The sequence below is a fragment of the Brevundimonas vesicularis genome, assembly GCF_900445985.1.
Lineage (GTDB): Bacteria > Pseudomonadota > Alphaproteobacteria > Caulobacterales > Caulobacteraceae > Brevundimonas > Brevundimonas vesicularis_D.
Window position 1 is genome coordinate 587,700 of record NZ_UAQP01000014.1, and the last position, 25,863, is coordinate 613,562.

The window sequence follows — 25,863 nt, forward strand, 5'->3', positions numbered from 1 at the left end:
CCGCCGGACTCCCCCAGTCCGGCGGCTTTCTGCTTTGTGGCGCTGCACAATAATTCCAACCTGATCACTGATCATTACAATGAACGGTCGCCAGGGGCTTCCCGAGCGACCGGACCTGGCCTAGTCAGCGGGGGTGGCGCCTCGTCGCGCCGCATCCCTTGCGGCCCTGCCGCGTCGTTCGAGACTGCTCGTCCATGACCGCCCACGATCTGCGCCAACCCGTTCAGCCGATCACCAAGGCCGCGCTGGAGGCGGCCTTCGCCAAGATCGTGGGGACCGGCCCCGGCGCAGTCGAACAGACCTATCTGACCCAGGCGCACGAAGACTATTCCGCCGATGAGACGCCCGAGCTCAGCGGCGAAGATCTGGCCGCCCTGCTCGCCGCCTCCTGGAGCGCCGCCAAGGCCTATCCGACCGGAGCTGCGGCCCCCGCCATCACCGTCGGCCCGCTGCACGGCGCGAACGGTCAGGTCCTCGACTACGATCTGGTGCGCATCGTCCAGTCCGACGCCCCCTTCCTGGTCGACAGCGTCATGGGCGCCCTGGCGGAAGCCGGCGTGTCGGTACGCGCCCTGTTCCACCCGGTGGTCGAGCTGGACGGCCGTCGCCTGTCGATCATCATGCTGGTCATCGACAGCGTGCCCCAAGAGCGTCGCGACGTCCTCGGCGAAGGCCTGGCCCAGAGCTTGTCGGACGTCCACGCCGCCGTCGCCGATCACGACGCCATGACGTCCCTGATGCGCCAGGCCGTGCAGCGTCTGGAAGAGACCCCGCCCCCGGTCGATCCCGCGGTCCTCGCCGAGAACATCGCCTTCCTGAAATGGCTGAAGAGCGACCATTTCGTCTTCCTGGGCGCGCGCGACTACGACTATCCGCTGAACGCCGACGGCGACTATGAGGCCGAGGCGCCGCTGGGACTGTCCACCGACGGCCTGGGCATTCTGGCAGATCCCGAGCGCACCGTGCTGCGTCGCGCGTCGGAACCCGCCGTCCTGACGCGCCAGATGCGCCGCCAGCTGGATCTCAGCGAACCTGTGACGGTGGCCAAGGCCAACGCCCGCTCTCGCGTCCACCGCCGCGCCTACATGGACTATGTCGGGGTCAAGCGTTACGGCCCGGACGGCAAGGCGACCGGCGAGACCCGTTTTGTCGGCCTGTTCACGTCGGAAGCCTACGACCAGCTGGCGACCGAGGTGCCGCTGCTGCGTCGCAAGGTGGCCAACGCCCTGGCCCGCGCCGACAAGGCGCCCGGCAGCCACAACGAAAAACGCCTTAAGAACATCCTTGAGAATTATCCGCGCGACGAGCTGTTCCAGGTCAGCGAGGACGAGCTGCTGTCCATCGCCCTGGGCATCCTTCACCTCTACGACCGGCCGCGTATCCGCCTCTTCTCGCGCCAGGATCCGTTCGACCGGTTCGTCTCGGTCCTGTGCTTCATCCCGCGCGAGAAGTTCGATTCCGCCGTGCGCGAACGCATCGGCCAGATCGTCGCCCGTGCCTGGGGCGGCCGCATCTCGGCCTGGTATCCGCAGCTGTCCGATGCGCCCTTGGTGCGCATCCACTACATCATCGGCGTCGAGCCCGGCGCTCACCCGATCCCGGACGCCGCCCAGCTGGAGGCCGACGTCGCCGAGGCCGGTCGCGGCTGGGTCGATCGTTTCGAAGGCGCCCTGCGTCGCTCGGGTGTCGAGGAAGTCGCCGTCGGGCCGCTGAGCGCCCAATGGGCCCGCGCCTTCGGGGCCGCCTATCGCGATCGCTACGACGCCGACGAGGCCGCGACCGACCTGCAATACGTAAACCGGCTGAACGAGACCGGTCTGCCCGGCGAGGGCAAGGCCGTCGCCGTGCGCGCCTTCCGCACGCCGGACGACAGCCGTCTGCAGTTCCGCTTCAAGCTTTACCGTCGCGGTCCGGCCGTTCCCCTGTCCGACGTCCTGCCGATCCTGGCCGATATGGGTCTGAAGACTCTGGAGGAATACGGCTATCCGATCCGCCCGATGGGCGAGGAGGAGATCCACGTCCACGAGTTCCTGATGGAGGATCCGCGCGGCGAGGCGCTGGTCTTCGATGACGTGAAGGGCCCGTTCGAGGACGCCTTCGCCGCCGTCTGGACCGGCCGCAACGAAAGCGACGGCTTCAACCGCCTGGTGATCGAACTGGGCGTGGAATGGCGCGACGCCGCCCTGATCCGCACCCTGGCCCACTATCGTCAGCAGACGGGTCTCGACCCCTCCCAGACGGTGCAGGAAGAGGCCCTGCGCGAATACCCCGATGTGGCGCGTGCCCTGCTGTCGCTGTTCAAGGCCAAGTTCGCGCCTGAAGGCGGTTCGGCCGACGACCGCGCGCCGGCCGTCGCCGAGCTGGACGCCAAGATCGTCACTCTGCTGCAGGACGTGAAGAGCCTGGATCACGACCGGGCCCTGCGCCGCATCGCCGCCCTGATCGGCGCGATCAAGCGCACCAACTATTTCCAGCTGGACGCCGACGGTCAGCCCAAGCCGCACATCTCGATCAAGATCGCCTCGCGCGAGCTGGACGATCTGCCGCTGCCCAAACCCTACCGCGAAATCTTCGTCTGGGCGCCGCATGTCGAGGGCGTGCACCTGCGCTTTGGTCCCGTCGCGCGCGGCGGCCTGCGCTGGTCGGACCGTCGCGACGACTTCCGCACCGAGGTTCTGGGCCTGGTCAAGGCGCAGCAGGTCAAGAACGCCGTCATCGTGCCGGTCGGCTCCAAGGGCGGCTTCTATCCCAAGCAACTGCCCCGCACGACGGACCGCGAGGCCATTCAGGGCGAGGCCATCCGCGCCTATCGCACCTTCCTGTCCGGCCTTCTGGACATCACCGACAACATTGCCGCCGACGGGTCGGTGACCCATCCAGCCAATGTCATCGCCTGGGAAGGCGACGACCCCTATCTGGTCGTGGCCGCCGACAAGGGTACGGCGACCTTCTCCGACATCGCCAACGGCGTCTCGGCCGCTTACGGCTTCTGGCTGGGCGACGCCTTCGCCTCGGGCGGCTCCATCGGCTATGACCACAAGGCCATGGGCATCACCGCGCGCGGCGCGTGGGAGGCGGTCAAGCGCCACTTCCGCGAAATGGGCAAGGACATCCAGACCCAGCCCTTCACCATGGTCGGCGTCGGCGACATGTCCGGCGACGTCTTCGGCAACGGCGCGCTTCTGTCCAAGGCGACGCGTCTGGTCGCCGCCTTCGATCACCGCGACATCTTCATTGATCCGAACCCGGATCATGTGACCAGCTGGACCGAGCGCAAGCGTCTGTTCGACCTGCCGCGCTCGTCCTGGCAGGACTATGACAAGGCCCTGATCTCGGAAGGCGGCGGCGTCTTCTCGCGCTCGGCCAAGTCGATCCAGCTGACGCCGCAGATCAAGGCGGCCCTGGACATCGCCGAGGACGAACTGGACCCCGTCAGCCTGATCCGCGCCATCCTGAAGGCGCCGGTCGAACTGCTCTATCTGGGCGGCATCGGCACCTATGTGAAATCGGCGGCCGAAACCGACGCCCAGGTCGGGGACAAGGGCACCGACGCCCTTCGCATCAACGCCGACGAACTGCGGGTCAAGGTGGTGGGCGAGGGCGCAAACCTCGGCTTCACGCAAGCGGGGCGCATCGCCTTCGGCCAGGGCGGCGGCCGGATCAACACCGACGCCATTGACAATTCCGCCGGGGTCGACACCTCCGACCACGAGGTCAACATCAAGATCCTGGTCGGCTCGGCCGTGACCAACGGCGTCCTGCCGGCCGAGGAGCGCACGCCGCTTCTGGCCTCCATGACCGACGAGGTGGGTCTGAAGGTGCTGGCTCACAACTACGACCAGACCCTGGCCCTGACCCTGCAACAGGCCGAAGGCGTCGGCGCCCTGGACGCCCAGCAGCGGTTCATGCAGAGCCTCTCGGCGCGCGGAAAGCTGGACCGCAAGGTCGAGGGCCTGCCCAACGACGCCCGCGTCAAGGAGCTGATGACGGCGGGCATTCCGCTGGCCCGGCCCGAGCTGGCCGTCCTGATGGCCTACGCCAAGCTGGAGCTGTCGGACGATATCGTCGCCTCCCAGGCGCCCGAGGATCCCTTCTTCGAACAGATCCTGGTCCGCTACTTCCCCGAGGCTCTGGCCCGGTTCGAACCGGAGATGAAGAGCCACCGTCTGCGGCGCGAGATCATCGCCACCGTCATGGCCAACGAAGTCGTCAACATGTGCGGCCCGACCTTCCCCGACCGCCTGCGCGGCTCGGCGGAATGCGACACCACCGCCCTGATCATCGCCTTCGAGGCGGCGCGCCGCGTCTTCCGTCTGGACGAAGCCTGGGACGCCGTTTCGGCCCTGGACCTGAAGATCTCGGCCGAGGCCCAGATCGCCCTTTATCAGGAGATCGCCGTCGTCCTGCGTCGTCAGACCTTCTGGCTGGCCCGCCGCGCCAAGGGCGGTCTGTCGGTTCAGGCCCTGATCGACCGCTATCGTCCGATCGCCGACGCCTTGCAGGCCGAGGGCGCGCCGGTCCTGTCGCGCTTCGAACAGGGGCGTCTGGATGCGCGCGTCAAACGCTTCGCCGACCACGGTGCGCCTGAGGATCTGACCCGCAGCATCGCCATTATGCGCCCCCTCGTCGCCGCCTCCGACATTGGGGATCTGGCGCAGGAGGCGAACTGGCCGGTCGCGGCCATGGCGCGCCTGTATCACCAGGTCGGGGCCGCCTTCGACTTCGACCGTCTGCGCGCCGCCGCCGGCTCCATTCCGTCTGCGGATCATTTCGATCGTCTCGCCGTCCGTCGTCTGATCGAGGACCTGATGAACGAGCAGGCGGCCCTGACCCGCGCCGTCGCCCGCGCCTCCGATCCGTCCGTCGGCGTCAGCGAGGACGCGGCGGAAGCCGCCGTGGACGCCTGGATCGGCTCCAAACAGGCGACGGTCGAGGGCGTGCGCGCCTCGGTGGACGAGATTGAACAGTCCGGCTCGGGCTGGACCTTCGCCAAACTGACCATCGCCAACGCCACGATCCGCGATCTGGCGACGGCGGCGGTAAATTCTTGAGGTGTGCTATCGGCCTTTCGGCCGACTTGAGCACGCTATGTGGACGCTCTGCTTGACGAAGCCGTCGTCGCACGGCCTCTTCAGCCGCTGATCAGGCTGGGGAGGCCGCAATGCCGAGAAAGTTCCTCGTCGTCGTCGACGACAGTCCGGAGTTCGAGGCCGCCCTGCGGTTCGCCTCGCGCCGGGCGAAATCGACGGGCGGGCGCGTGGTCATGCTGCGCGTCCTGCCGACCGACAGCGACGCCCACTGGTCGGGCGTGCGCGAGGAAATCGAACGCCAGCAGCGCCAGGAGGCGGAAATTCTGCTGAACCGCTTCGGCGAGGAGGCGCAGACCCGCTCCGGCGCCGCGCCGGTCTTCCTGATCGAAAAGGGCGAGGCCCAGGCTGCGATCAAGAAGGTCGTCGCCGCCGACCCCGACATCAAGATCCTGGTGCTGGCCGCCGGCACCAGCTCGCGCGGCCCCGGCCCGCTGGTCTCGGCCATCATCAAACAGGGTGCGCAGATCGGCGGCCGCAAACTGCCCGTCACCATCGTCCCCGGCGAACTGACCGAAGACGAGATCGAAGACCTGGCCTAGCCCTCGGCCGGCGGCTGGGCGGCCCGCAGCTTGTCGCGCAGCGCCCCCAGGCCTTGGCGCAGGTCGGTCAAGGCTTCGGGCGTCATCTCGGTGGCGTCCAATACCGATTGCGGCAGGCAGGAGGCCTCGACAGCCAACGCGCGTCCTGCGTCGGTCAGGCTGACGCGCACCACCCGCTCATCCGCCCTGTCGCGCGCCCGCGTCACCAGCCCGGCCGCCTCCAGCCGTTTGATCAGCGGGGTCAGGGTGTTGGATTCCAGAAACAGCTGCTCGCCCAGCCGGCCGACCGTCTGTTCGTCCTCACGCCAGAGCAGGGCCATGGCCAGGAACTGCGGATAGGTCAGGCCCATCCGGTCCAGCAGCGGCTTGTAGAACCGGTTGAACGCCAGGTTCGCCGAATAGGCGGCGAAACACAGCATGTCATCGACAGCCATGGCTGCGGAGGAGGGGAAGTGTGAACTCATACGCAGATAATAATCGCACGCGATACAATCGCAAGCTTGACACCTCCAGCTCTGCTCACTAAATGACACCACGCGATTAAATCGCGCACGATATTTATGATCTCCCGGAGCTGATCCCCATGTCCATCAACACCCTGTACCGCACCACCGCCGTCGCCACGGGCGGCCGCGACGGCCGCGCCGCCACCACCGACGGCGCTCTGGATGTCGCCTTGGGCACGCCTAAGGAGCTGGGCGGCGCCGGCGTGGGCAACAACCCCGAACAGCTGTTCGCGGCCGGCTATGCTGCCTGCTTCCTCGGCGCCATGAAGTTCGTCGCCTCTCAGGGCGGTTACGCCAAGGTGCCTGCCGACGCCGCCGTCAACGCCACGGTCGGCATCGGTCCGCGCAGCGACAAGGGCTTCGGCCTGGAGGTGGCGCTGGAGGTCAGCCTGCCGGGCGTGGATCGCGCCGACGCCGAGGCCCTTGTCGCCGAGGCGGATACCGTCTGCCCCTATTCGCACGCCACGCGGGGCAATATCGCGGTGACCCTGACCGTCGCCTAACCCCTCGGGACCAGGCGCCACATCCGCAAGGGGTGGCGCACGGTCCCGGCCTCGGCCCCCGCGCGGTCGCCGCGACCCATATAGAGGTCGGCGCGCACCGGTCCGCGAATGGCTGATCCCGTGTCCAGCGCCATGGCCAGACCGCGATAGCTGGCCGTGGCGCCGCGCAGATTGCCCCCGTCGGCCTCCAGCCAGACCAGTTCGCCATAACGCCAGTGGGCCGGGTCGACCGCGATGGCCCGTCGCTCAGTCAGGCGCACGCCCGCCGCCCCCGCTGGATGGCCGTCATCGTCAGGGTCCAGACGGAAGAAGATGTAGCGCGGGTTCAGCGCCATGACCGCCTGCGCCTCATAGCCCCGGTGGCTGGCCAGCCAGTCCCGGATCGCGTCGCCGGAGGTGCCGTTCTGCGGCAACAGCCCTTGCTGCGCCATCGGTCGGGCGATGCCCACGAACGGCTTGCCGTTGTCGGCGGCGTAGGCGGCGCGGCCGCGCGTGCCGTCCTCGAACGTCAGATAGCCCGACCCCTGGATCTGCAGAAAGAACAGGTCCTCGGCCCGCATCCAGGCCAGGGCCTGCTCAGGCCGGGCGGCGGATTCAATATAGGCCCGGTCGCCGGCGGCGCGGGGATTGGCGGGCTTGGGCAGGACGGGGGCCGAGAACTCGGCGTCCGGCCGTCGCCGCGCCGGATATTCGGGGGCGAAATAGGAGGTCAGCAGCCCCGGTCGCCCGTCCGGCGTCTGGGCCGGGATCGCGCTGAAGCTGGCCTCGAAAAAGGCGCGCGCCTGCGACGGCGTGATCGTCATCGTCGTCGCCATGGCCTTGGCGCGTCCGCAGACCCGGCGTGCGGCCTCGTCACGCGCCGCCCCGCACCCATCCACATAGGCCCGGAAGGCGGCCAGATGGTCTTCCTGACTCCATCCCGGCAGCACGGCGGGGCTCAGGGCGTTGGACGGTGCGGGAGGCGGGGTCGGATTGGGCGAAGGCGTATAGGGAACCGGCCCTGTCTTCGGCCCGGTCGTCCCCGTCGGCGTCATCGGCCCGGTCGAACAGGCGGCGACAGCCAGGGCGGCCGCCAGCGTCGCCAGTCCGCCCGACCGGCCGCGAACCGCCATCAGGCGTTGGCCGGCTCGACGCGCGCCAGGACCCAGTTCGGGTCCGTCGCGCCCAGGGTGCGTTCGAAGGTCCAGTGTTCGGCCGTGCGGCGTTCCTCGACCAGCGGCTCGCCCGTCGTCGCGTCCGCCGTTTCGCCAGAGGCCTTGGTCACCCGGCTGCGCAATTCGGCCAGGAAACGCACCTTGGCCACGGCCTTGTCGCCCTCGGCGACCGCGCCTTCCAGATCGGCGCGGGGCGGATAAAGGAACTCGACGGTCTCGGTCTCGCCACGCGTCTCGCGCGCCGCGATGCCGGTCTCGAACGAGGCGAAGACATTGGACTTCAGCAACGGCTTCAGCGCGGCCCGGTCGCCGGCGGCGTAGCCGCGAACGATGGTCTCATAGGCCTGGCGCGCGCCGTCCAGGAAACGGGCCGGGTCGAACGCCGGATCGCGCGCCTTCAGGCTGGCGATGGAGGCCAGGGTCGCCGGGTCGATCGCCGCGATCTTCGGCGTCTCGGCCTGGGCCGGGCCGGGCGGCGCGATCTTGGCGTCTTCCTGCGGCTGACGGCCCACCCGCTTGCCCAGCACATTGTAGAGCTGGAACAGCACAAAGGCTGCGATGAAGGCGAAGACGACGACCTGGAACTGAACCGGCATGTTCAAGAGGAGATTCCTGTAGCGAACGACGGGTGCGCCAAACACTTAGTCTGGCGTGATTACGGGCTCATATAGGGTGAGGCAAGGCGAACCGCGCCCCCAATCGCGCGCGCGACGTTGCGGCCAAGCGTCCCGGCATGGTAGTCGCGGCGCCTCATTCCGGCCTCATCGGCCCCAAACTGCGCCAAAGACCGTTTCATGACCGACGCCGCTCCTCCCGCCGAACAGCCCCAGCAAGGCGACGCCCAGCAGGGCCAGCCCGCCGGTCCCGGCTTCCGCATCCTGGCGCAATACGTCCGCGACTTCTCGTTCGAGAACCCGCGCGCCCCGGAATCCCTGCGCATCGACGGCAAGCCCGCAATCGACCTCGGCGTCGAAATGGCCGCCCAGGGCCGCCCCGACGGCCTGTTCGAACTGGATCTGAAGCTGTCGATCAAGGCGACGCACGAGAACCAGCCCGTCTTCCACGTCGAACTGGTCTATGGCGGCCTGTTCCAGCTGGCCAATGTTCAGGAGCAGGACATCGAGCCGCTGCTGCTGATCGAATGCCCGCGCTACCTGTTCCCGTTCGCGCGCGAGATCATCTCGGGCGCCACGGCCGATGGCGGCTTCTATCCCCCGTTCCAGCTGGACCCCATCGACTTCGCCGCCATCTACATCGCGCGCCAGCAGCAGATCGCCCAGCAGCCGGTCGAAACCGGCCAGGCTTAAGCGCGCGACATGGTCGCCGCCGCGCGGCCTTCTCCTGATCCATCGAAAGCCGCGGGCGAGGATGTCGTCTGCGGCATTCTTCTGCGCATCGCCGCCGCCGGCTGTTTCTCGATCATGACGGCGACGTTGAAGCTGGCCTCGCGGGACGGCGTCGCGGCGCCGGAAATGCTGTTCTACCGCGCCTTCTTCGGCCTGCCGGTCGTTGTGGCCTGGGTGCTGACCCAGCCGGGCGGGCTGTCGGCCCTGTCGACGCGCCGCCCACTGGCTCATTTGGGACGCAGCGCCCTGGGCGTCGCGGCCATCCTGTGCCTGTTCCAGACGCTGACGCTGCTGCCTCTCGCCGACGCGACGACCCTCAGCTTCACCGCTCCGATCTTCGCCACCATCCTGTCCTTCTTCGTGCTGAAGGAGGCGGTCGGCCCGCGCCGCTGGGCCGCCGTCGCGGTCGGTTTCATCGGCGTGATCGTCGTCATGCGGCCGGGCGTCGGCCATTCTGTCCTGCCGCTGGCGGGGGTGGCCTTCGCCCTGATCGGAGCGGTGCTGACGGCCGGCGTGACCATCACCCTGCGCCAGCTGCGCGACACCGAACACGTCGCCGCCATCGTCTTCTGGTTCTTCGTCGCCTGTTCGGTCGTGGGGGCGAGCCTGCTGCCCTTCGTCGGCCATTGGCACGCGCTCGGCACGTTCGGCCTGCTGATCGGATCGGGCATCGCCGGCGGCCTGGCCCAGCTCTTCATGACCGCCTCGCTGCAAAAGGCTCCGGTCGCTGTAGTCGCGCCCTTCGACTATCTACAGATCGTCGGCGCCATCGTCTTCGGCTGGTGGCTGATGGCCGCGACGCCCACGCTCACCACCCTGGCCGGCGCCGCCCTGATCGCCAGCAGCGGCCTCTACACCGCCTGGCGCGAACATATCCGCCGCAAGGTCAACCTGAACCAGCCGACCACGCCGCTGGCCTAATAGTTTTTCGCTTCTCGGTAGCGAAAATATCACGTTCACAGATATATGGCTTGGGATCAATCCAACCTAAGACCAAACATGAACACAACCGCATCGTCTGACGCCGACCAACTGCCTCTTTTCGCCGGTGTCGATAACGTTGGCGGCGAGGCTGCATCAGAGAAGCCCAAGTTCAGCGACTACATCGTCTATGTCGATGAAAGCGGCGATCACAGCATGGTCGCCATAGACGACGCCTACCCCGTATTCGTGCTGTCCTTATGCATCTTCCAGAAAGCCTACTATGGACGGGCTGTCGTTCCGTCGCTGGAAGCGTTCAAATTCGCCCAGTTCGGCCACGACATCGTCATTCTCCACGAGAGAGACATCCGCAAAGAGACCGGTCAATTCCGGTTTTCAAACGCCGCCGGAAAGAACCGCTTCATCCGCGCCCTGTCTCAAATCATTGAGGCCAGCAAGTTTGTGCTGGTTGCTTGCGTGATCGACAAGCGTCGCATGGTTGATACGGGCGAAACGGCGAGCAACCCTTATCATGTCGCGCTCAAATTCTGCCTGGAACAGCTGCGGGATTTTCTGAGCGAGAAAGGCCAGCTCGACGGGACGACGCATGTCGTGGTCGAATGCAGGGGAAAGAAGGAAGACACTGAGCTTGAGCTGGAGTTCAGGCGGATTTGCGATGGCGCCAATAGGTTTGCGGCGCTTTTGCCGCTCTCGATCGTATTTGCGGACAAGAAGGCCAACTCGTCCGGTCTTCAACTGGCGGATCTTGTGGCGAGACCTATAGGCCTCAGCGTCGTTCGGCGTGGACAGGCCAATCGGGCCTTCGACCTCTTGAAGAAGAAATTCTTCTGTCGGGGCGGAAGAGCCAATGTCGGAAAGGACTACGAGGGTGTGGGGTATCTGATCTACCCCGAGGCCTGAAAAGCGAAAGGCCCCGGTGAACCCACCGAGGCCGTAACGCCGACCGGGAACCCCCAATCCACTTGACTCTATTCATAACCCATGAATTGAAAAATTGCAACGGGAGATTTGGCGATTCCGAAGTGGATTCGCCTACCGCCCTGTTGATCCAAACCCGCCCGTCCCGCGTACGGTTTCGTCCAGCGTTTCGACCTCGATCCAGTCCGCGCGCCCATGCCGGGCGATCACCAACTGCGCGATGCGTTCGCCGCGGCGGATGATGAAGGGCTCGGCGCCGATGTTGGCCAGGATCACGCCGCACTCGCCGCGATAGTCGCTGTCGATGGTGCCCGGCGCATTGGGGCAGATGATGCCGTGCTTCAAAGCCAGGCCCGAGCGCGCCCGCACCTGGGCCTCATAACCCAGCGGCAGGGCGATCTTCAGCCCCGTCGGCACCAGGGCCCGCTGACCCGGCGCCAGGGTCATCGGCTGATCCTCTGGCACGGCGGCGCGCAGGTCCATGCCCGCCGAACCGGCCGTCTCATAGGCAGGCAGGGGCAGGCCTTCGGAGTGCGGCAGGCGCAGGATCTGGATCGGGGTCTCGGTCATTCGGGGGCCTTGAAATGATCGGCGATGCGGGCGGCGACGGCCCGGGCGATGGCGGTCTTGGACTGGCGCGGCCAGGTCTCGGTCTTGTCGGCGGTGACCAGCAGCACGGCGTTGCCGTCCGACCCGAACACGTCGTCGGACACGTCGTTGCCCAGGATCCAGTCGCAGCCCTTTCGCGACAGCTTGGCGCGGGCATTGGCCTCCAGATTCGTCGTCTCGGCGGCGAAGCCGATGACCAGGGCCGGGCGGTTCGGACCGGGCGCGGCGACGCCGGCCAGGATGTCGGGGTTTTCGATCAGGGCCAGGGTCGGCGGCCCGCCGGGTCCCTTCTTGATCTTGCCGCCGGCGATGGTGTCCACGCGCCAGTCGGCGACGGCCGCCGACAGCACGGCGATGTCGGCGGGAAGGGCGCTCTGCGTCGCCGCCTGCATCTCCAGCGCGCTCTCCACATCGATCCGCGTCACGCCGGTCGGCGCCGCCAGCGCCGTCGGCCCCGACACCAGCGTCACCTCGGCCCCCAGTTCGGCCAAAGCGGCGGCGATGGCGTAGCCCTGTTTGCCGCTGGAGCGGTTGGTCAGGCCCCGCACCGGGTCGATCGGTTCGAACGTCGGCCCGGCCGTGACCACGGCCTTGCGTCCCTTGAGCGGTCGTCCGGCCGCGCCGGCCAGCAGGCCCGCAATGGCCTCCAGGATCGCGGCGGGCTCCGCCATCCGACCCGGCCCGTATTCGCCGCAGGCCATCTCTCCGTCATCCGGCCCCACCGCCGCCACGCCGTGGAAGCCCGGAAAGGCCTTCAACCGTTCCATATTGGCCTGGACCGCCGGATGCTCCCACATCCGCACATTCATCGCCGGCGCCAACAGCACCCGCTTGTCCGTGGCGATCAGGGTCGTCGAGGCCAGGTCGTCGGCCAGCCCGTTCGCCGCCTTTGCGATCAGCCCCGCCGTCGCCGGCGCCACCACCACCAGATCGGCCCAGCGCGACAGCTCGATATGGCCCATGCTGGTCTCGTCGTCCGGGGGGAACAGGCCCGACCGCACCGGATGACCGCTCAGCGCCGCCAGCGACAGGGGCGTCACGAACTCGGCGCCGGATTCGGTCAGGATGACCCGCGTCTGCCCGCCCGCCTTGGCGATCAGCCGCACCAGCTCCAGCGCCTTATAGGCCGCGATGCCGCCGCCCACGATCAGCAGGATCTTGCGGTTCGAAAGGAGGCGATTGTCCATGCTCACGGTCTAGCCGCCGCGCGTGACGCCGTCGAGACGAGAACATTGCGCGAACAATAAAGTTGTGCTTTCGTCGCGTCCAGCGGGTATCTGGAGGAAAGAATGAGAACGCTGACAAGGGGAGGGGCCGCGCTGGTCCTGTGCGGTCTGCTGGGGCTGAGTGCCTGCGACAACAGTTCGGCGGTTGAGACGCGGGATCGGACGGCGAGCGCCGAACCCGTTGCCCTGACGTCCATGCCGACGGCAAGCGAAGAGGCTGCGACGCCTCAGGAGAAGCCCGTCCTGACCGCCAATCGGCGCGAAACCGTCGACGCCAAGATCGCGCGTCTCTACGACCGCAACGGCGCAGACTTCGGCGCGCGCTCAGCCGAGGATTATCTGACCAAGGTCACGGCTTTCACGACAAAGCCTCCGCGCGACGCCGAGACCGTCAAGCGGCCAAATGGCGACACCCTGATCTATCAGGCCTCAACCAACACCTTCGCCGTGGTGGCCCGCAACGGGTCGCCCCGCACCATGTTCAAGCCGACGACGGGCGCCGACTACTGGGCCGAGCAGAAGGCGGCGGCGCCCACCTTCGGCCAGCGGCGCCAATCGACGGGCGCTGCGGGCTGATATAGAGGGCGGGGCTCCACCAAGGATCTCGCCCCATGTCCGATACGGCCGAACCCAAAACCCCGCTGCTGAAGACCGCCCTGATCTATGATTTCGACGGCACCCTGGCGCGCGGCAATATGCAGGAGGTGTCCTTCATTCCCTCCGTCGGCATGGGCATCGGCGCCTTCTGGGAAGAGGCTGAGCGCCTGACCAAGGACGCCGACGGCGACGGCATCCTGATGTACATGCAGCTGATGCTGCACCACGCGCGTCAGAACGGCGCCCCGGTGACGCGCGAGACCCTGCGCCAGCATGGCGAGGCGGTGGCTCTGTTCGAGGGGCTGAAGGATCTCAGCTGGTTCGACCGGATGAACGCCTTCGGGGCAAAATACGGGCTGGAGATCGAGCATTACATCATCTCCGCCGGGCTGGAGGAGATGATCGACGGCACGCCGATCCGCCCCGCCCTGACCCACGTCTTCGCCTCCCACTACGTCTATGACGACAAGGGCGAGGCGGCCTGGCCGGCGGTCGGCGTCAACTACACCACCAAGACCCAGTATCTGTTCCGCATCAACAAGGGCGTGAAGAACCACTGGGAGCACGAACGCATCAACCACTTCATCCCCGACGACGAGCGCGCCGTGCCCTTCGACCGGATGATCTTCATCGGCGACGGCGACACCGACGTGCCGACCATGAAGATGATGCACACCAAGGGCGGCTTCTCGATCGCCGTCTATGATCCGCGCTCGAACGAGCGGGACCAGAAGAAGGTCTATTCCCTGATCTCGGAGGACCGGGTGAACTTTGTCGCCGCCGCCGACTATCGCGAGGGATCGGCCCTGGACCTGATCGTCAAGGGGCTGGTGGGCCGCATCGCCATCAACGCCGGCTCCATGCCCGCCGACACGGCGGACTAATCAGGCTGATCAGCGCCCGCCGGCCCTCAACCAGGCGTCGCGCGCGGGGATCAGCCTCGCCGGCGCCAGGCCTCTCAGCGACTTGGCCCCGGTCTGCCTCAGCCCGGCCTCCTGTCCACGCTGCCAGACGACGGTGGCGGGATAGGCGACGCCCGCAGCCACATCGACCACGACCACCTCGCGCGGCAGGGCCCCGCCCCGGTCCAGCCGCAGCTTCATCCCCGCGTCCGACAGATCGACGATCAGGCACGCCGTCTCCAGGCCGGGCGCGCAGACGACGCCGCGCGCGTTTGCGGGTCGGCGCGCGCCCACGCGGCGGTCGGGCTCGACGGCGGACTTGGATCCAAACAGGCTCATGGTCCGATAACGCACAGATGCGGCTCAGGCGCCAAGCCCGCCTTCAAGGCTGCGAACCCCGCGATCCCTGGCCAGGGCGACGATCAGGTCCGCCTCCACGCCGCCCGTCATCATATGCCGGCTCAGGCGTTCGTAATGCTGGATGAAGACCGCCAGCGCCGCGCGTCGCTCGGGCGACAAGTCGTCCTGCCCCATCAATCCCGCCTCCTGCTCGCAGCGCCAGTCCAGCACGACATCGAAGTCCGGCGCCTTCAGAAAGATCAGGGCGCCCAACCGCGCGCGCAGGCGGGCGTAGGGCCGACCTAGCGCCGCATTAATCGCCCTGCGCCACTCGCCCCCGACGTCCTGCTCGGTTTCCAGGGCGTTGATCGGTGCAGCCAAGTCCGCCTCGGCCTGCGGCGTCACGCCCAGGCACCAACCCTCCAGCACAATGACCCGCGGCCGCCCCTTCACGACAGGCCAGTCCGCGTGGGGCGCGCGGTCGTCGGCCAACTTGTCGAAACGCGGCAGAGGCGTCAGATCGTCCGGCCCCGCCGCCTGCAACCGATCCAGCAGACGGTTCAGAAGGCCCAGATCATGCGTCCCTAGCGGCCCGCGCGTGGCGAACAAGGGATGCACCCGCGCCGCCATGGCCGCCCGCTCCGCCTTCGTCAGATAGACGTCGTCCAGCGACAGGCTCGCCCCGCCGAAGCGCTCGGCGATGGCCTTGGCCAGTGTGGATTTTCCCGAACCTTGCGAACCCGCGATCCCCAGGACTGGCGGACCGTCCCGGCCCATCGCCTCGGCGCGCTGCTCGATCCATCGGCCGATCCTGTCGATCAGCCGCGCGTCGATCATTTCAGTGCTGGTTTTCCGGCAACCGCACGATCAGGCCGTTCAGCGCGTCCGACACCCGGATCTGGCACGACAGGCGGCTGTTCGGCTCGACCTCTTCGGCGAAGTCCAACATCGACTCTTCCATGGCCGACGGCTTGCCCGTCGCCTCTCGCCAAGCCTCGTCGACATAGACATGGCAGGTGGCGCAGGCGCAGGCCCCGCCGCAGTCCGCGTCGATGCCCGGCACATTGTTGCGGATCGCGCCTTCCATGACGCTCAGCCCCGACTTCACGTCGACGACGTGCTCGGTTCCGTCATGCTCGATATAGGTGATGCTGGCCATGGCCCGCTCATATCAAGCCGGACCGCTCGCGCAAGGGCGTTGCTGGCCCCGGAGGACGATGCAGATCCAGAAACGCGGCTCAGGCCGCCGTCTCGGAGCGATCATCGTCGGACGGCGCCTCGGGCGCCGGGAGCAGGAGCCGAAAGGTGGTTCCGAGGCCGATCCGGGTCTCATAGTCCAGAACGGCGCCCATTGAGGTCGCCAGCCGCCTGGCCAGCGCCAGTCCCAGACCCGCGCCATCGACGCTGCGGGTGGCGGAATCGTCGCCCTGGCTGAAGGGGGTGAACAGCTTCGTCTGAACGGCTTCGGACATTCCTGGCCCGGTGTCAGCCACCCTGAAGATCAGGCCTTCTGACGACGGCTCCAGAGTCAGGCGCACCCCGCCCGTGCGCGTGAACTGGATGGCATTGTCGATCAGGGCCGTCAGCACCTTCGACACGCGCCCCGCGTCGCCAAGCCGCAAGCCTGTCGGCTGATAGGTTTCGGTGATCGCCAATCCCTTGGCCTCCGCCTTGGCCCGCAGGCCGGCGGCGGCCTTTGCGAACACCGACGCCGGATCAAACGGCCGCCTCTCCGGCTCGGCCAGGGCGTCATCGATATGCGCCATCTCCAGGATGCGCTCGATCATGACGAGCAGATGCTCGCCCGACTCCTTGATCACGCCGATCTGTCCCCGTTGCGCGGCGCTGAGATCGCTCATCAGAACCACCTCGGACATGCCGAGCACGCCGTTCAGGGGCGTGCGCAACTCGTGGCTCATATTGGCCAGGAAGCGCGACTTGGCCAGATTGGCGGCATCGGCGGCTTTCAAGGCTTCGCTCAGCGCCCGCTCGCTGTCGCTGAGCCGTCGGACGTTGGCGGCCACGCGCCGCCACATCAGCGCCGCCGCGATCAGGAACATGAACAGCAGGCCGGCGAACACCGGAAGCAGCGTCGCCAAAATATGCCGTCCCGGCCTGTCGGGCGCCCAGACCAGTCCGGCGATGGGCGTTCCATCCCGGCCTTGAAGAGAAACGAAATGCCGCTCATCCGGCGTCGTCAACCGGGTGTCATGCAGCCCAAGGTCCGTGTGCAGCGAGGTGACGAAGGCGCTGATCGGCTTGGCGGACACCACGATGGCGTCACGCGGCGGGCGGGCGACGGGCGCCAGATCCTCGGGCACGACGGTGGCGGCGCCGACCAGATAAAGCGCATCGCCGGCCCGTATGATGGAGGACCCGCGCGAAACCGCCTTGAAGCCGACGGCTTGGCGCCGCGCAGGATTCAGCGAGGTCCGTCGAACGTCGGCCGCCAGATCCTGCACCGCCGCGATCAAGGCGGCCTCGCTCGCCGCATCGACCGCCTGGCCGCCGCGCGACGCCAGTATCAGCCGGCCGTCGCCCGAGAAGACGAGGGTGACGGCATGATCCATATATTGCGCGTAGTAGTCGCTGAAGTTGCTCTGCATCCACGACGTGTCCTCGCGCTTCACCGCATCGACGGCGTCGTTCCAGATCGTCGCAGAGACGATATCGTCGGAGATGACGTTGAGCATGCGCTCCAGACGACGCTCCACCATGGTCTGTTCGTGGGCGGCTGCGCGCTCATCGATGGCGCGACTGACCAGAAGCATGGCGATCGTCATGCCCAGGCACACGACGACGAGAACCGTCGCCGCGACAGCCTTCAACCAACGCATCTCATGCGCTTGAGCAAAGGGCGGCATCTTGGTCAACGGCCAAACCTCTCCGAAGGCCATGAACAGAGAAAGCCTTTAGAACAGAAATACTTCCGATATATTTAACCTCTGGCTCGGCACATTTCCCTAAGATTCAGGGGGACTTTATGGGCCGATCCTTTCTTGCCGTCCTTGGTCTCGCGTCGGCGGTTCCGGTCGGGGCGTCGGCTCAGGAGGCGGCCGATCAATGGCGTCTTGAGGCGGTCGTCGGCGGCGTCAGCGACTATCGCTATCGCGGGCTGAGCCTGTCTGACGACAAGCCGGCGATGCAGGTCGGCGTGACCCTGTCCCAGGCGTCAGGGGTCTATGCCGACATCTATCTGTCCAGCATCGCGGCCTATGGCGGCGATGAGGAGGACGAGGGTTCAAGGCTGGAGGCGACCCTGAGCGTCGGATGGGCGGGGTCCTGGCTCGGCCTGGACTGGGACGCGGCCCTGTCCGCCTATCGCTATCCCGGCGGACAGGACGTCGACTATGTCGAGGCGCCCATCCAGGTCGGCCGCAGCTTCGGCGCCGCGACTGCGACGGTCGGATATGCCTATGCCCCGTCGCAGACCGCCCTGGGAGACGAGGACAATCACTACGGCTGGGCAGGGATTGATTACGCACCCGACGACTGGCCCGTCACTGTCAGCCTGTCGGTCGGCCGCGAGCAGGGCGCCTACGCGCCGGACGGCAAGACGGACTGGCGGATCGGAGGGTTCCTGCCCGTGGGCAAACTCACCGCCGGGCTGGAATGGGTCGACAGCGACAGGGACGACGGGGCCCTGGTCGCCAGTCTGTTCGCCAACTTCTGACTGTTCGCCAACTTCTGACGCCGGCCGGCACGCCCGCCGTTCCCTCTGATCTGAAGGACTGGCGAGCGTTAGAAACCTGGCCTCAGGCCGCCTTCTTGCGGCTCGGCGCGACCATCAGCTTCTTGGTCTCGGCGATGGCCTTGGCCGGGTTCAGGCCCTTGGGGCAGACCTGGGCGCAGTTCATGATCGTGTGGCAGCGATACAGTTTGAACGGGTCTTCCAGGTCGTCCAGCCGCTTCTGGGTCGCGTCGTCGCGGCTGTCGGAAATCCAGCGATAGGATTGCAGCAGCGCCGCCGGGCCCAGGTACTCTTCCTGGTTCCACCAGTAGCTGGGGCAGGACGTCGAGCAGCAGGCGCACAGGATGCACTCGTATAGGCCGTCCAGCTTCTCGCGCTCGGCCGGGGTCTGCAGACGTTCCTTTTCAGGGTCCGGTTCGTCCGATTGCAGATACGGCTGGATCGAGTCGTACTGGGCGTAGAACAGGCTCAGGTCCGTCACCAGGTCCTTGACCACCGGCTGGTGGGGCAGGGGGGAGATGGTGATGTTGTTGGACGCGCATTCGTCCCAGCCCTTGGTGCAGGCCAGGGCGTTGCGCCCGTCAATGTTCATCGAGCACGAGCCGCAGATGCCCTCGCGGCACGAGCGCCGGAACGACAGGGTCGGATCGATGGTGTTCTTGATGTGGATCAGGGCGTCCAGCAGCATCGGGCCGTGGTCGCCGGTCGGCACCTCATAGGTGTCCCAGCGCGGATCGGCGTCGGTCTCCGGATCGTAGCGATAGACCTTGTAGGTCTTCACGTCCTTGGAGCCCGGCGCGGCCTTGTGGACCTTGCCGGTCGTTGGCTTGGAGCCTCTGGGGAGAGTAAGCTGGACCATCTTAGTAAACCCGCGCCTTCGGTTCGATATACGCGATGTCGTCGGACATGGTGTAGTTGTGGACCGGACGATAATCGATCTGGACCTGCTCGCCCGGACGCTTCCACGCCAGGGTGTGCTTCATCCAGTTGACGTCGTCGCGATCGGGATAGTCTTCGCGGGCGTGGGCGCCGCGCGATTCCGTGCGGTTCAGACCACCCTCGATCGTCACCATCGCCTGGGCGATCAGGTTGTCGTACTCCAGCGTCTCGACAAGGTCCGTATTCCAGATCAGGCCGCGATCGGTGGTCTTGATGTCGGCGCCGGCCGCCTCGATGGCGCGCAGCTTGTCGGTGCCCTGTTGCAGGGTCTCGCCGGTGCGGAACACCGCCGCATCGGCCTGCATCGCGCGCTGCATCGACAGACGCAGCTCGGCGGTCGGGGTCGAGCCGTCGGCGTAGCGGAAGCGATCCAGGCGGGCCAGGTGCTGGTCGGTCTGGCTCTTGGAGGCCGACGGCACGGCCGAGGCCTTGTCGACGACTTCACCGCAGCGCAGGCCGACGGCGCGGCCGAACACCACCAGGTCGGTCAGGGAGTTGGAGCCCAGGCGGTTGGCGCCGTGCACCGAAACGCAGGCCGCCTCGCCCACGGCCATCAGGCCCGGGACCACGCTGTCGGGGTTGCCGTCGCGCAGCGTCAGGACTTCGCCGTGATAGTTCGTGGGGATGCCGCCCATGTTGTAGTGGACGGTCGGCAGGACCGGGATCGGCTCCTTGGTCACATCCACGCCGGCGAAGATCTTGGCCGACTCCGAGATGCCCGGCAGGCGCTGGTGCAGGATCTTCGGATCCAGGTGATCCAGGTGCAGGAAGATGTGGTCCTTGTTCGGACCCACGCCGCGACCCTCGCGGATTTCGATGGTCATGGAGCGCGAAACCATGTCGCGCGGGGCCAGGTCCTTCACGGTCGGCGCATAGCGCTCCATGAAGCGCTCGCCTTCCGAGTTGGTCAGATAGCCGCCCTCGCCGCGCGCGCCCTCGGTAATCAGGCAGCCGGCGCCATAGATGCCGGTCGGGTGGAACTGTACGAACTCCATGTCCTGCAGCGGCAGGCCGGCGCGCAGCACCATCGCATTGCCGTCGCCGGTGCAGGTGTGGGCCGAGGTGGCGCTGAAATAGGCGCGGCCGTATCCGCCGGTCGCCAGAACCACCATCTTGGCGCGGAACTGGTGAAGCTGACCGTTGTCCAGTTGCAGGGCCGTCACGCCGGTGCAGGCGCCGTCCTGCATGATCAGGTCCAGCGCGAAATATTCGACGAAGAACTTCACCTCACGGCGCACCGACTGGCCGTACAGGGTGTGCAGGATGGCGTGGCCGGTGCGGTCGGCGGCGGCGCAGGTGCGCTGCACCGGGCCTTCGCCGAAGTTGCGGGTCATGCCGCCGAAGGCGCGCTGATATATCTTGCCTTCTTCGGTGCGGCTGAAGGGCACGCCCCAGTGTTCCAGCTCATAGACGGCCTTGGGCGCGTTACGGACCAGATATTCGATCGAGTCCTGGTCGCCCAGCCAGTCCGACCCCTTGACGGTGTCGTACATGTGCCATTGCCAGCTGTCCTCGCCCATGTTGCCGAGCGAGGCGGAGATGCCGCCCTGGGCCGCGACGGTGTGCGAGCGGGTGGGGAAGACCTTGGTCACGCAGGCGACCTTCAGCCCCTGCTGGGCGGCGCCGAGCGCGGCGCGAAGACCCGAGCCCCCGGCGCCGACGACGACGACGTCGTATTCGTGATCGATCAGTTCGTAAGCGGCCATCAGTTCATCAGGCTCCGAAACCAGCGGGCAGCGGCGCCGAACCCAGCGCCAGTCGCACGATGAAGAAGACGCTGGCGGCGGCCAGCACCAGGAAGACGACGTTCAGCAGCAGGACCAGAAGGCCGCGCGTTCCGACGTTGGGCACGTAGTCTTCCAGAATGACTTTCCAAGCCAGGCTAACGTAGCCGAAGAAGATCACCGCGGTGATCGCCATCAGGGCCGCGTTCAGCGGATTGGCGAACCAGGCCATCGCCGCGTCATAGCCGGCGCCCGCCAGGGTGAAGCCGGTCGAGGCGACCCACAGACCCAGCGGCAGCAGGGCCACCAGCAGGATGCGCTCGATCAGCCATTCGCCGGCGCCGTGACGCTCGGAGACCTTGACGTTGTTCTTGAACTTTGCGGCGCCGCTCACAGCGAAACCCTCCCCGTGGCGAACAGGACGACCCAGAACAGCACGGCCAGCGGGATCGGCCCCCAGACCGCGATGTTCGACAGGGCGGTCGCCGACTTCACCGTCAGCCCGTTGCCGGTGTCGTTATAGGTGTGGCGCGCGCCGTTCAGGATGAAGGAGAACAGCACGACCGTCAGACCGAAGAAGACCAGCAGGCCCAGCGGCGATCCGGCCAGATCGAGCGCGCTCTGGAACGCCTCGGGCCCTAACGCCAGCGCGCCCAGCCAGGCCAGGACGAACAGCACGCCGACCGTGGCGGCGATGATCGTCGCACGGAACAGGATCGAGGCCGTCATGGTGACGTGCCAGCGCCACACACCCATGTGGGGCGACAGCGGCGCGATATGTCCGTTCGGTTGAGTGACGAAGCGACCCGTCCGGTCGCTTGAGGCGCCACCCGGCGTCGGGTTGGGCTGGTTCATGCGAATGGTTCTCAAAAGCGAATGAATTCAATCGCCGTGTGCGGTTGCGAAGGCTTTTGTGACCCCGTGGGGCCGGTGTCAACGCACAGACCCCCAGATCGACGGATTGCCCCGCTTATACGTCCGTCTGCGACGATGGATCGTCTTGCGGCTCGGGCTCGCCACCGCTGATCCGCCACCCTATATGTAGCGAATGACACAGCCCCGCTCCGTCCTTCGCCTGCACCCCGCCCATCGCGACGACATCGGCGACCTGACCACCCGGCGTCCGGTGCCCGGCCCCGGTGTGGACCAGATCGATCCCTTCCTGTTCCTGAACCACCACGGGCCCCAGACCTATGCGCCGGGCAACGCCGGCCTGCCGTTCGGCCCGCACCCGCACCGGGGTTTCGAGACCGTCACCTTCATTCTGGACGGCGAGCTGGCCCACAACGATTCCGGCGGCGGCGAGAGCATCATCAAGGCGGGCGGCGTCCAGTGGATGACCGCCGGCTCGGGTCTGATCCACGCCGAACTGTCCCCGGCCGCCTTCAAGCGCGACGGCGGGCCGATGGAGATCCTGCAGCTTTGGGTGAACCTGCCGTCGCGGCTGAAGATGACCAAGCCGGACTATGTGGGCCTGCAGAAATCCGAAATCCCGACCTTCACGACCGAGGCCGGCGTCACGGTCGAGCCGGTTTCCGGCGACTGGCTGGGCGTCAAGGCGCCGATCCAGTCCCTGATCGACATCCATCTGGCCGTCGTGCGCCTGCCCGCCGGCGCGACGTTCGAGACGCCCGTCGCCCGTGGCCGCAACGTCTTCCTCTATGGCGTCAAGGGCGAGATCGCCGTCGCCGGAACCCCCGTGCCGCAATGGAACCTGGCCGCCCTGTCCGACGGCGACGCGGTCCGGATCACGGCGACCACCGACGCCGTCGTCCTGCTGGGCCACGCCGAGCCCATCGGCGAGCCGGTCTTCAGCCATGGCCCCTTCGTCATGAACACCCGCGAAGAGATCATCCAGGCGATCCAGGACTACCAGTCCGGCAAGTTCGGCCCGCCGCCGAGGGTGTGAGATGATCCGCCCCCGCCCAGCGGGGGAGGGGGACCGCGAAGCGGTGGAGGGGGCGACCGCATCATCGATGTTGAAAGTCTCATTCAAGCACCGTGGGATTTTCGCCCCCTCCACCACGCTACGCGCGGTCCCCCTCCCCCTTTCCGCTGCGCTCCTAGGGGGAGGATCTTCTACGCGCGCCTCTCCCCCGCGCAGATGATGCGCTCCCCGCCAAAACCCTATATGACGCCGGTTCCTAGCGACCGCCCCAGCCGAAGACACGCCGAATGCCCAGCCTGAACGAGATCCGCGCCACCTACCTCGACTATTTCGCGGCGGACGGCCACGCCAAGGTCCATTCGGCGCCGCTGGTGCCGCAGAACGATCCGTCGCTGCTCTTCGTCAATGCGGGCATGGTGCCGTTCAAGGACTATTTCACCGGCGCCGCCAAGCCGCCTTATCCCCGCGCGACCAGCTCGCAGAAGTGCGTGCGCGCCGGGGGCAAGCACAACGATCTGGACAACGTCGGCTATACCGCCCGCCACCTGACCTTCTTCGAGATGCTGGGCAACTTCTCGTTCGGCGACTACTTCAAGGAACACGCCATCGAGAAGGCGTGGAACCTGGTCACCCAGGACTTCGACCTGGACCCTAAACGCCTGCTGGTCACCGTCTATATCGATGACGACGAGGCCGCCGCGATCTGGAAGAAGGTCACCGGCTTCTCCGACGACAAGATCATCCGCATCGCCGGCTCGGACAACTTCTGGGCCATGGGCGACTCGGGCCCCTGCGGCCCCTGCACCGAAATCTTCTGGGACCACGGCGACAAGATCGCCGGCGGCCCTCCCGGTTCGCCGGACGAGGACGGTGATCGCTACGTCGAGATCTGGAACAACGTCTTCATGCAGTATGAGAAGGAGAACGATCAGATCGTTCGCAACCTTCCCAAGCCCAGCGTGGACACCGGCATGGGTCTGGAGCGGATGACCACCGTGCTCCAGGGCGTGCATTCGGTTTTCGAAACCGACCTGTTCAAGACGCTGATCGCCGCGTCCGAAGACGCCACCGCGACCAAGTCGGACGGCGATCAGGCCGCCAGCCACCGGGTCATCGCCGATCATCTGCGGTCGTCGTCCTTCCTGATCGCCGACGGCGTCACCCCGTCGAACGAAGGCCGGGGCTATGTGCTGCGCCGCATCATGCGCCGCGCGATGCGCCACGCCCACCTGCTGGGCGCCGCCGACCCCCTGATGCACCGTCTGGTCCCGACCCTGGTGGCCCAGATGGGCGACGCCTATCCCGAACTCGCCCGCGCCCAGCCCTTCATCGAGGACACGCTGAAGCAGGAAGAGGTCCGCTTCCGCACCACGCTCGGCCGCGGCATGGCCCTGTTCGACACGGCGGTTCAGGGCTTCCGTCCCGGCGACATGCTGGACGGCCAGACGGCCTTCACCCTGTCCGACACCTACGGGTTCCCGCTGGACCTGACCCAGGATGAGGCCCGTCGTCGCGGCTTCTCGGTCAATGTCGACGGCTTCGAGACCGCCATGGCCGAACAGCGCCAGCGGTCGCGCGAAAACTGGAAGGGCTCGGGCCAGACCGCCAACACCAACGAATGGCTGGCGATCCGCGACCGGATGGGGCCGACCGTCTTCACCGGCTATGACAATATCGAAGGCTCGGGCGAGGTCCTGGCCCTGATGAACGCCGGCGCGCCGGTCGAAACGGCCGAGGCCGGCGACATCGTCGAAGTGTTGTTCGACACCACCCCCTTCTATGCCGAAAGCGGCGGCCAGGCCGGCGATCACGGAACCCTGGAATGGCCCAGTTCGGATGGAATTGACGGAGAGGCCGAGGTCATCGACGTGCGCAAACACGCCGGCGACCTGCATGTCCTGGTGGCCCAGGTCACGGCCGGCAAGCTGGAGATCGGAACCCGCGCGGCCCAGTTGGTGGACGCCGAAAAGCGCCGCACCAGCCGCGCCAATCACTCCGCCGCCCACCTGCTGCATACGGCGCTCAAGAATGTGCTCGGCCCCGCAGTCGCCCAGAAGGGTCAGTTGGTCGACGCCGAGCGCGCCCGCTTCGACTTCAGCCACGGCGCCCCGCTCACCGAGGCCGAACTGTCGGCCATCGAGACCGAGGTCAACGCCGTCATCCGCCAGAACGTCCCGGCGGAAACCAAGCTGATGGCCCCGCAAGAGGCCATCGAGGCCGGCGCCATCGCTCTGTTCGGCGAGAAGTACGGCGACGAGGTGCGCGTGCTGACGCTGGGGCGCTCGCTGGTCAGCGACAACGCCCCCTATTCGGTCGAACTGTGCGGCGGCACCCACGTCGCCCGCACCGGCGACATCGCCCTGTTCAAGATCGTTCAGGAAACTGGCGTCGCCGCCGGCGTGCGCCGGATCGAGGCCCTGACCGGCGAGGCCGCGCGTCAGTACTTGCTGGCCCAGGCCGGCGTCGCCCGTTCTCTGGCTCAAAGCTTCAAGGTCCAGACCGCCGACGTCCCCGCCCGCGTCGACAGCCTTACCGCCTCGGTCAAGTCGCTGGAGAAACAGGTCGCCGAGCTGAAGAAGCAGCTGGCCTTGGGCGGCGGCTCTGGCGCGTCCGCGCCTGAGGAGATCAACGGCGTCAAGCTGATGGCCCGCGTGCTGGACGGCGTGGACGGCAAGGGTCTGCGCGGCGTCGCCGAAGACTTCAGGAAACAGGTCGGCACCGGCGTGGTCGCCCTGATCGGCGTGACCGAGGGCAAGGCCGCGGTCACCGTCGCCGTGACCTCCGACCTGACCGACCGCGTCAACGCCGCTGACCTGGCTCGCGCCGCCGTCATCGCCATGGGCGGTCAGGGCGCCGGCGGCAAACCCGACTTCGCCCAAGGCGGCGCCCCCGACGGCTCCAAGGCCGAAGACGGCCTAGCGGCGGTAAGGGCCGCGCTGGCGGGATAATA

At 67.1% G+C, this 25,863-nt stretch carries 24 protein-coding genes; 11 read left to right on the top strand and 13 right to left on the bottom strand.

Annotated features, from left to right (window positions below):
- Positions 1-194 precede the first annotated feature (194 nt).
- Positions 195-5,051 carry an NAD-glutamate dehydrogenase gene (locus DT343_RS11995; RefSeq protein WP_112863076.1) on the top strand — a complete coding sequence of 1,619 codons (4,857 nt, stop codon included), beginning with the start codon at positions 195-197 and terminating at the stop codon, positions 5,049-5,051.
- A gap of 110 nt (positions 5,052-5,161) precedes the next feature.
- Positions 5,162-5,629, top strand: a complete 468-nt coding sequence (locus DT343_RS12000; protein ID WP_112863077.1) for a universal stress protein — start codon at positions 5,162-5,164, stop codon at positions 5,627-5,629.
- Here DT343_RS12000 and DT343_RS12005 read toward each other — a convergent pair.
- Positions 5,626-6,093: a MarR family winged helix-turn-helix transcriptional regulator gene (locus tag DT343_RS12005; protein WP_112863078.1), complete on the bottom strand. Its 468-nt coding sequence runs from the start codon at positions 6,091-6,093 to the stop codon at positions 5,626-5,628. The genes DT343_RS12000 and DT343_RS12005 overlap by 4 nt on opposite strands.
- A 125-nt stretch (positions 6,094-6,218) precedes the next feature.
- Between DT343_RS12005 and DT343_RS12010 the strand changes: the two genes are divergently transcribed.
- Positions 6,219-6,638: an organic hydroperoxide resistance protein gene (locus DT343_RS12010; RefSeq protein WP_439897235.1), complete on the top strand. Its 420-nt coding sequence runs from the start codon at positions 6,219-6,221 to the stop codon at positions 6,636-6,638.
- Here DT343_RS12010 and DT343_RS12015 read toward each other — a convergent pair.
- Positions 6,635-7,750, bottom strand: a complete 1,116-nt coding sequence (locus DT343_RS12015; protein ID WP_112863080.1) for an MltA domain-containing protein — start codon at positions 7,748-7,750, stop codon at positions 6,635-6,637. The two genes, DT343_RS12010 and DT343_RS12015, sit on opposite strands and share 4 nt — an antisense overlap.
- Positions 7,750-8,388 carry a TIM44-related membrane protein TimA gene (timA, locus tag DT343_RS12020; protein ID WP_112863799.1) on the bottom strand — a complete coding sequence of 213 codons (639 nt, stop codon included), beginning with the start codon at positions 8,386-8,388 and terminating at the stop codon, positions 7,750-7,752. Before timA ends, DT343_RS12015 begins: the two co-directional genes overlap by 1 nt.
- 198 nt (positions 8,389-8,586) lie before the next feature.
- Here timA and secB point away from each other — a divergent pair, with 198 nt between their 5' ends.
- From secB to DT343_RS12035, 3 genes are all read left to right on the top strand, one after another.
- Positions 8,587-9,099 carry a protein-export chaperone SecB gene (secB, locus tag DT343_RS12025; RefSeq protein ID WP_017505358.1) on the top strand — a complete coding sequence of 171 codons (513 nt, stop codon included), beginning with the start codon at positions 8,587-8,589 and terminating at the stop codon, positions 9,097-9,099.
- A 9-nt stretch (positions 9,100-9,108) separates the two neighbouring features.
- Positions 9,109-10,059 carry a DMT family transporter gene (locus DT343_RS12030; RefSeq protein ID WP_112863081.1) on the top strand — a complete coding sequence of 317 codons (951 nt, stop codon included), beginning with the start codon at positions 9,109-9,111 and terminating at the stop codon, positions 10,057-10,059.
- A 78-nt stretch (positions 10,060-10,137) separates the two neighbouring features.
- Entirely contained in the window at positions 10,138-10,980 is an 843-nt protein-coding gene (locus tag DT343_RS12035; protein ID WP_112863082.1) for a DUF3800 domain-containing protein, read from the top strand.
- Positions 10,981-11,112: 132 nt separating this feature from the next.
- On the opposite strand, the gene dut is transcribed toward DT343_RS12035, so the two are convergent.
- Positions 11,113-11,568, bottom strand: coding sequence for a dUTP diphosphatase (gene dut, locus DT343_RS12040; RefSeq protein WP_112863083.1), 456 nt, complete (start codon positions 11,566-11,568; stop codon positions 11,113-11,115).
- The gene (gene coaBC, locus DT343_RS12045; RefSeq protein WP_112863084.1) at positions 11,565-12,794 is read right to left on the bottom strand and encodes a bifunctional phosphopantothenoylcysteine decarboxylase/phosphopantothenate--cysteine ligase CoaBC; all 1,230 of its coding nucleotides are present in this window, start codon (positions 12,792-12,794) and stop codon (positions 11,565-11,567) included. The genes dut and coaBC overlap by 4 nt, the downstream gene beginning before the upstream one ends.
- Before the next feature lie 102 nt (positions 12,795-12,896).
- On the opposite strand from coaBC, the gene DT343_RS12050 reads away from it, so the two are divergent.
- Both DT343_RS12050 and DT343_RS12055 read left to right on the top strand, forming a co-directional pair.
- Positions 12,897-13,409, top strand: a complete 513-nt coding sequence (locus DT343_RS12050) for an S-type pyocin family protein (protein ID WP_066627256.1) — start codon at positions 12,897-12,899, stop codon at positions 13,407-13,409.
- Positions 13,410-13,444: 35 nt separating this feature from the next.
- A complete protein-coding gene (locus DT343_RS12055) occupies positions 13,445-14,314 on the top strand; it encodes an HAD family hydrolase (protein WP_039246730.1) in 870 nt (289 codons plus the stop codon).
- A 9-nt stretch (positions 14,315-14,323) separates the two neighbouring features.
- Here the strand turns inward: DT343_RS12055 and DT343_RS12060 are convergent, their stop codons facing one another.
- From DT343_RS12060 to DT343_RS12075, 4 genes are all read right to left on the bottom strand, one after another.
- Complete coding sequence (locus DT343_RS12060) at positions 14,324-14,671, bottom strand: PilZ domain-containing protein (RefSeq protein ID WP_112863085.1); 348 nt, start codon at positions 14,669-14,671, stop codon at positions 14,324-14,326.
- Between the two features lie 24 nt (positions 14,672-14,695).
- On the bottom strand, positions 14,696-15,508 hold the full coding sequence (locus tag DT343_RS12065) for a kinase (RefSeq protein WP_112863086.1): 813 nt from the start codon (positions 15,506-15,508) through the stop codon (positions 14,696-14,698).
- Position 15,509: 1 nt separating this feature from the next.
- Positions 15,510-15,830, bottom strand: a complete 321-nt coding sequence (locus DT343_RS12070) for a 2Fe-2S iron-sulfur cluster-binding protein (protein ID WP_066627263.1) — start codon at positions 15,828-15,830, stop codon at positions 15,510-15,512.
- Between the two features lie 79 nt (positions 15,831-15,909).
- The gene (locus DT343_RS12075; RefSeq protein WP_258522610.1) at positions 15,910-17,535 is read right to left on the bottom strand and encodes a sensor histidine kinase; all 1,626 of its coding nucleotides are present in this window, start codon (positions 17,533-17,535) and stop codon (positions 15,910-15,912) included.
- 119 nt (positions 17,536-17,654) lie between these two features.
- On the opposite strand from DT343_RS12075, the gene DT343_RS12080 reads away from it, so the two are divergent.
- Positions 17,655-18,344 carry a TorF family putative porin gene (locus DT343_RS12080; RefSeq protein ID WP_112863088.1) on the top strand — a complete coding sequence of 230 codons (690 nt, stop codon included), beginning with the start codon at positions 17,655-17,657 and terminating at the stop codon, positions 18,342-18,344.
- Between the two features lie 82 nt (positions 18,345-18,426).
- On the opposite strand, the gene DT343_RS12085 is transcribed toward DT343_RS12080, so the two are convergent.
- The 4 genes from DT343_RS12085 to sdhC are packed head-to-tail and all read right to left on the bottom strand — an operon-like array spanning position 18,427 to position 21,880.
- Complete coding sequence (locus DT343_RS12085; RefSeq protein ID WP_055755116.1) at positions 18,427-19,221, bottom strand: succinate dehydrogenase iron-sulfur subunit; 795 nt, start codon at positions 19,219-19,221, stop codon at positions 18,427-18,429.
- A gap of 1 nt (position 19,222) precedes the next feature.
- Positions 19,223-21,007: a succinate dehydrogenase flavoprotein subunit gene (gene sdhA / locus DT343_RS12090; protein ID WP_055809722.1), complete on the bottom strand. Its 1,785-nt coding sequence runs from the start codon at positions 21,005-21,007 to the stop codon at positions 19,223-19,225.
- 7 nt (positions 21,008-21,014) lie between these two features.
- Positions 21,015-21,419 (bottom strand): succinate dehydrogenase, hydrophobic membrane anchor protein, encoded by a 405-nt coding sequence (sdhD, locus tag DT343_RS12095; RefSeq protein WP_066553486.1) that lies wholly within the window; start codon positions 21,417-21,419, stop codon positions 21,015-21,017.
- Positions 21,416-21,880, bottom strand: coding sequence for a succinate dehydrogenase, cytochrome b556 subunit (sdhC, locus tag DT343_RS12100; RefSeq protein WP_181669189.1), 465 nt, complete (start codon positions 21,878-21,880; stop codon positions 21,416-21,418). The genes sdhD and sdhC overlap by 4 nt, the downstream gene beginning before the upstream one ends.
- Before the next feature lie 193 nt (positions 21,881-22,073).
- Between sdhC and DT343_RS12105 the strand changes: the two genes are divergently transcribed.
- Both DT343_RS12105 and alaS read left to right on the top strand, forming a co-directional pair.
- The gene (locus DT343_RS12105) at positions 22,074-22,934 is read left to right on the top strand and encodes a pirin family protein (protein WP_112863089.1); all 861 of its coding nucleotides are present in this window, start codon (positions 22,074-22,076) and stop codon (positions 22,932-22,934) included.
- 266 nt (positions 22,935-23,200) lie between these two features.
- Positions 23,201-25,861: an alanine--tRNA ligase gene (gene alaS, locus DT343_RS12110; RefSeq protein WP_112863090.1), complete on the top strand. Its 2,661-nt coding sequence runs from the start codon at positions 23,201-23,203 to the stop codon at positions 25,859-25,861.
- The last annotated feature ends 2 nt before the right edge of the window (positions 25,862-25,863 follow it).